The organism is Moorena sp. SIO3E8, assembly GCF_010692445.1.
Lineage (GTDB): Bacteria > Cyanobacteriota > Cyanobacteriia > Cyanobacteriales > Coleofasciculaceae > Moorena > Moorena bouillonii.
Window position 1 is genome coordinate 21,361 of record NZ_JAAHHM010000098.1, and the last position, 6,000, is coordinate 27,360.

The window sequence follows — 6,000 nt, forward strand, 5'->3', positions numbered from 1 at the left end:
CTGCCAATCAACCTAATCTTATTTATGGCCAAGATAATGGTACTTCGTGAAACTGCTAACATGTCACCAGTCAGGTCTAGCCAATGGAACCATGTTAAACTATGACCCGTTACAATACCTTCCGAGTTCAGAAGAATTACCCTCTTCTGATGAAACCCCTGTGGATAATGAACTGCAAGATACCATCCCTCACTTATTGAAATCGATTTTATCGATAATCTGGTCAGAGCGCAGGGATTGGTTTTTTGGTATAGATATGGGATACTATTACAATCCCAAACAGTCAGCCATAGTGCCTGATGGATTCCTGAGTTTAGGAGTACAGAGATGGAAAACTCGCCCTAAGGGTCGTCAGGGACGTTTAAGTTATGTGTTGTGGGAAGAAAATGGTGTTGTGCCAATTCTCGCGATCGAGATTGTCTCTCAAACCTATAACGGCGAGTATGACCAGAAAAAATTAGACTATGCTGACTTAGGGTTATTATATTACGTTATTTATGATAGCGATAACTTTCAACCTCGAAAAGGGGATAGCTTTGAAGTGCATCGCTTGGTAGATGGAGTGTATGTGCGTCAACCAGGTAATCCGGTCTGGATGCCAGAAATTGGTTTGGGCATAGGCACAGCAGAAGGAACCTATCTTGATTGGACTAGGGAGTGGTTGTATTGGTACGACCAAAATGCTAGACGGTATCCCTCCGAAAATGAGAGAACTCAACAGGCTGAGCAACGGGCTACTCAAGCTCAACAAGCTGCTAATCAAGCTCAACAAGAGCTTGAAGCTTTGAAGTCTCGACTCAAACAAATGGGAATCAATCCGGATCAGCTTTTGGATTGATCACCTTTGATACCAAGTTGCGGTCAAAGCAACAACTTTCTCTTCTCCCAATCTCCCCATCTCCCCATCTCCCCATCCAACCAATTTCGGTATCAACTCTGTTTCTCTACCACCTGACCCATATACATCCCCCACAACTGGGCAGCTTGGCTACTACTGCCACTAGTAGGAGAATTATTATCATTACCTAACCAAATCCCTGTAACGATCTGATGCTTGGGAATAAAACCGATAAACCACAAGTCTACATTTTTATCAGTAGTACCGGTTTTTCCCCCTTCTCCTTCACCAATCCGAGCACTGCGACCGGTGCCACTAGTGACTACACCCTGAAGCATTTCTGTCATGGTGTTGGCTACCGCTGGTGAAACCGCTTGCTTGTTGATAGTTGGCTGATCAGCGAAGTCGTAGATTACTCGACAGGTTTGGTAGTCTTGGTTATCGGTGCAATCACTACTGTCGAGAATTCTGACAATACCATGGGGACGATACCACATCCCTTGATTTGCGATCGCACCATAGGCTCCAGTCATTTCTAACAGAGTAACCTCACTTTGACCTAAGGCTAAACCAAACACAGGATCGAGTTTTGAGCTAATACCTAACCGTTGCGCCAGTCGTACTACTCTATCTAAACCAGCATCTTGAGCTACCCTGATCGCTACCGCATTTTCCGATTGAGCCAAACCAGCATACATATCAATATCAGTAGCATCTCCAGACCGCTCACAACGTCTAATCCGTTTAATCCCAGAGCAGGAGTAGGTTTTGCTTGGTAAAATCCCTTTTTCTAAGGCAGCAGCATAGGCAAAGAGTTTAAAGGTTGAGCCTGGTTGACGCTTGGCTTGGATAACCCGATTAAACTGGCTTTTTTGGTAATCGGCACCTCCAACCATGGCTAGAATCTCGCCATTACTGGTATTGAGGCTTGCGATCGCTCCCTGGGAAAATCCTAAGCGGCTACCAGTATTTTTGACATAGTCCCGTAGAGCTGCTTCAGCTTTGGCCTGAGACTCGGTATCCACAGTAGTTTCTACAATAAAATTACCTTCCTTAGCCAACTCTTTGCCCAGTAACCTCCTCAATTGCTGGAAAACGTAGTTATAGAAATAGGGTGCCTTGGTGCTAGAAAGAATTTGTCGGGCTTTCGGGCTAACTTCAATCCGCGATCGCCTAGCTCGATTAGCCTCTTCTCGACTAATCATTCCCAAAGCGTGCATCCGGTCAATCACCCGATTCCGTAATTGTAATGACGTATCATAATTCTGGATCGGGTTATAGCTATTGGGTGCTGGTAAACTTGCTACCAGAGTTGCGGCTTCTTGGATATTCAGATTAGCTGCTGATTTGTCGAAATAAAATTGAGCAGCATCTTCAAAACCAAATGCTTCTATACCCAAGTAAACTCGGTTTAAGTAAGCCTTTAAGATCGCGTCCTTACTGTAAACTGTCTCTAACTTCAGGGCAATTATTGCTTCCCGCACTTTCCGGTCTGCGGTATTGGCTCGACCGACATACTCGGGAAATAGGCTTCGTGCTACCTGCTGAGTGATGGTACTAGCACCTTCGCGAATGCCTCCCCCTTGAAGATTCCTGACCACAGCTCGCATAATCCCATAGGGGTCTACTCCAAAGTGCCAGTAAAAGCGGCTGTCTTCTGAAGCAATCACTGCTTTCGGCAAATATGGGGAAAAATCCGATAACCTCCTAAGTTCTCGGTGAGCATCGGTCCGGGGTTGCCGTAGGGGAATTTGGTCACGAGAGTAAACAATCACAGGACCTGTAACTCCCTCGGGCAATGGCCTGACTGATGGTGCTTTGATGGTTTGAAATCCAATTAGTAATACCACTAAGGCAATTAAGCCACCGATGCCATAGAGAAAGTAACGAATTCCTTGGATATACCAGGGGGGAGGATAGACGTACTGTAGCTCAACTGATGCAGCTAGTTCTGGTGGTCCGATGGTAAGGGTGTCTCCGTGATACAGAAGCAAGGAGGAAAGTCGGCGTCTGCCACGATAGATACCATTGGTAGAGTTTTGGTCTTTTATGATAAACCTACGCCCACGCCTACCATACCGTTCTAGGGACAGATGAACTTGACTGACTACTGGGTTGCGAACGATGATGTCACAGGATTTGGAACTGCGCCCGAGTACGTAACGGTCCCCAACCAGGGGATAGACATCGGATTTGTTGGTATTAGCGTCTTGCACCCAAAGTTCCGGCACTCTAGCATTAGGCTTTAGTGCTACTGCTTGAAGATTGACCTTCGCATGAATGGTCTGTACTACCTGAGTTAGCTGACTAAGTATGGTCTTTGGGGGTTTGGAGGGTGGTGGAGAACTCATGGTTGTCAGCGATAAGCGATTCTTGGGTGCTTATTGAACCATTCTAATAGTTCTGGAAATCAGCTTATTTTCCCTGTTCCGTTATCAATATTGTCGGGCGGGCAAGATGCCCACTCTACTTCTATTCAGTGGAATGGGCATCTTGGGTGGAACTGGCATCTTGCCAGTTTCAATATGTTGTGGAATGGGCATCTTGGGTAGAACTGGCATCTTGCCAGTTTCAATATATTCTCCGGCGGGCAGGATGCCCACTCTACTTATTCAAAGATTCAGCAACGCCACCGACTCAACGACTAGCGGGAAAACTGCCACCAATGAAGTGAATATCACTAAAAGTTTCAATCCACAAACGAGCGCCACAATCCAGTGGATTATCTGGGTTATAGACAATCTTACATGGACCAAGGATTTCCACTTCGTTGCCGTAGAGATTGGTACCACTTCGTTTTACTGAAATCACTGGCTTGCGGTCTTTGGGGCTTTTCTTGATATTCGAGCCAATGTGATTACGATTGACATTAATCTTAGCTAAAGCGGGAGGACGACTAGTGCGCCATTTCCCCTTCGGTCCACGAGACCCTTTGGTAATTTGTGGCAAATGGTTGAACAGAGGAATAATCCAGAATTTCCCAGTTTTATAGGCACCCCGCACCCGACCCTTCTCTAGGAGTTGGCGCAATCGTCGAGAGGAAATTCCTAATAGAGATGCCGCTTCAGTAGTTCCAACGCACTTGTTCATGGAGTGTCCTTTAACTATTCCTATAATACTAGTATATAGGAGAAAAAGAAAATTGGCAACTTCTTTTTTAGGGAATAGGGATGAAAGTAGCTAAAGTGTGGTAAGTGTGGAGAGGGTGGGAAGCAGTCAAGTGCTGTGGTTTCCACTATTAGCGACTCCGTCAATACCGGAATAGTTATAAAATTGGAAAGAAAAGAAATAGGGAATAGGGATGAAAGTAGCTAAAGTGTGGTAAGTGTGGAGAGGGTGGGAAGCAGTCAAGTGCTGTGGTTTCCACTATTAGCGACTGCGTCAATATCGGAATAGTTAGGAAATTAGGAATCGGGAATGCGATCGCATAAGCGCGGAAGCTTTGCGTGACTCGCGTAGCGTGACCAAAGGTCAATCCCATTGAGTAGCGTGACCAAAGGTCAATCGCAAATACCTAACTTTGGAACAAGCGGAAGAGTTTAGCTTACAGTCAGTCTTGTATGGGACACATATAAATGCGATCGCATATGATATGGAAATGCGATCGCGTAGCGTGACCAAAGGTCAATCGCAAAAAATAACCTAACTTTGGAACAAGGGAGGGAGCAGGGAATAGGGATGAAAGTAGCTAAAGTGTGGTAAGTGTGGAGAGGGTGGGGGGCAAGTCAAGTGCTGTGGTGTCCACTATTAGCGACTGCGTCAATATCGGAATAGTTAGAAAATTGGGAATCGGGAATGCGATCGCATAAGCGCGGAAGCTGAGGCCTTTCGGCCACGCTTTGCGAACGCTTCATCGCGTAGCGTGACCAAAGGTCAATCGCATTTTCTGGTGTGAATCTGCTGCTAAAAACTAGACATCTTGCAAACCTAGTTTTCTGATACTGTTTGCGTCAATTCTTTTCTACTGTTCCCGATTTCTCCAACACTCTATTTTAGGAGACTTAGTCTAATCCCATGAGACTCAACCTTTGTCTAATAGTGTGCTTAAATTACGTGAAATAGTTTGGGTGTTGGGATGATTCTCTCCTAACTGCTGGACAGCAATCTTTAGTGCCTGACGATAGAGGGGTTCGGCCTCTGAGTACCGACCCTGGTCTTTGTACAGTCCTGCCAGGTTGTTGAGGCTGGTAGCGACAGAAGGGTGGTTTTCTCCCAGCAGCTGTTTCCAAAGGTCTAGTGCTTGTTGGTAGAGGGGTTCGGCCTCTGAGTACCGACCCTGGTCTTTGTACAGTCCTGCCAGGTTGTTGAGGCTGGTAGCGACAGAAGGGTGGTTTTCTCCCAGCAGCTGTTTCCAAAGGTCTAGTGCTTGTTGGTAGAGGGGTTCGGCCTCTGAGTACCGACCCTGGTCTTTGTACAGTCCTGCCAGGTTGTTGAGGCTGGTAGCGACAGAAGGGTGGTTTTCTCCTAGACGGTTTTGGCTAGCTTCTAGACATTGCTTTAACCAAGGTTCTGCCAGTTTGTAGAATCCCTGACCCTCATAGAACCGACCGAGTCCAATAAATGGCCAAGTTAAATCCTCATCCTCTAACCATTGTTGTAGTTCTGTTGCCGCTTCTGCTACGTGAGGTATGGATGGTGCTATTCCGTCTACTTGCTCTTTTGTGGGACTTTGAGGGAGAGACTGTGCTTCAAGTACCATTACCTTACAGAAACTCTGTTTGAGCTTTCCTGCTTCTGGCATCTGTTCGAGTTTACTGCGGAAATATTTACGTACTAATTGGTGAAATTGATAATCCCCTTCCTCAGTTTCACGAATTAAATTCAAGCCCAATAAACTGTCTTCTATTACATCTTCCCAATCTCTAACTCCTTGAGATTTGTTATTTTTTGAAGGAATCAGTGGTGAAATCAGGCGTGAGAATGTTGGAAACCAACGCTGTAGGATAGAGTCTTGAGTACTATTAGTTATAGATAAACACGTTTCCACTAGTGTCCACTTAATTGGAGCTAGGGCAAATAGGCTTAATAAACATCCGTAAGCATTCAGGTGTAGAGATTGACAAAGTCACCCCACTCACTTCAAAAGCGGAATCAGAGACAATTCGTGAGAACGCTGCCTGACTGCTAAGGACACAGCCTGACTCAGGAACTTTATGGTATTA

The 6,000-nt window shown here is 45.7% G+C and carries 6 protein-coding genes; 3 read left to right on the plus strand and 3 right to left on the minus strand.

Annotated features, from left to right (window positions below):
• The first annotated feature begins 46 nt into the window (after positions 1-46).
• Entirely contained in the window at positions 47-838 is a 792-nt protein-coding gene (locus F6K46_RS28605; RefSeq protein WP_366510787.1) for a Uma2 family endonuclease, read from the plus strand.
• 92 nt (positions 839-930) lie between these two features.
• Here the strand turns inward: F6K46_RS28605 and F6K46_RS28610 are convergent, their stop codons facing one another.
• Positions 931-3,189 (minus strand): PBP1A family penicillin-binding protein, encoded by a 2,259-nt coding sequence (locus F6K46_RS28610; protein WP_293063398.1) that lies wholly within the window; start codon positions 3,187-3,189, stop codon positions 931-933.
• Between the two features lie 128 nt (positions 3,190-3,317).
• Here F6K46_RS28610 and F6K46_RS28615 point away from each other — a divergent pair, with 128 nt between their 5' ends.
• The gene (locus tag F6K46_RS28615) at positions 3,318-3,512 is read left to right on the plus strand and encodes a hypothetical protein (protein WP_293063400.1); all 195 of its coding nucleotides are present in this window, start codon (positions 3,318-3,320) and stop codon (positions 3,510-3,512) included.
• Here F6K46_RS28615 and F6K46_RS28620 read toward each other — a convergent pair.
• Complete coding sequence (locus tag F6K46_RS28620; RefSeq protein WP_293063402.1) at positions 3,476-3,928, minus strand: DNA-binding protein; 453 nt, start codon at positions 3,926-3,928, stop codon at positions 3,476-3,478. The two genes, F6K46_RS28615 and F6K46_RS28620, sit on opposite strands and share 37 nt — an antisense overlap.
• A gap of 430 nt (positions 3,929-4,358) precedes the next feature.
• Here F6K46_RS28620 and F6K46_RS28625 point away from each other — a divergent pair, with 430 nt between their 5' ends.
• On the plus strand, positions 4,359-4,484 hold the full coding sequence (locus F6K46_RS28625) for a hypothetical protein (protein WP_293063404.1): 126 nt from the start codon (positions 4,359-4,361) through the stop codon (positions 4,482-4,484).
• 375 nt (positions 4,485-4,859) lie between these two features.
• Here the strand turns inward: F6K46_RS28625 and F6K46_RS28630 are convergent, their stop codons facing one another.
• Complete coding sequence (locus tag F6K46_RS28630) at positions 4,860-5,825, minus strand: tetratricopeptide repeat protein (protein WP_293063406.1); 966 nt, start codon at positions 5,823-5,825, stop codon at positions 4,860-4,862.
• Positions 5,826-6,000: the final 175 nt, after the last annotated feature.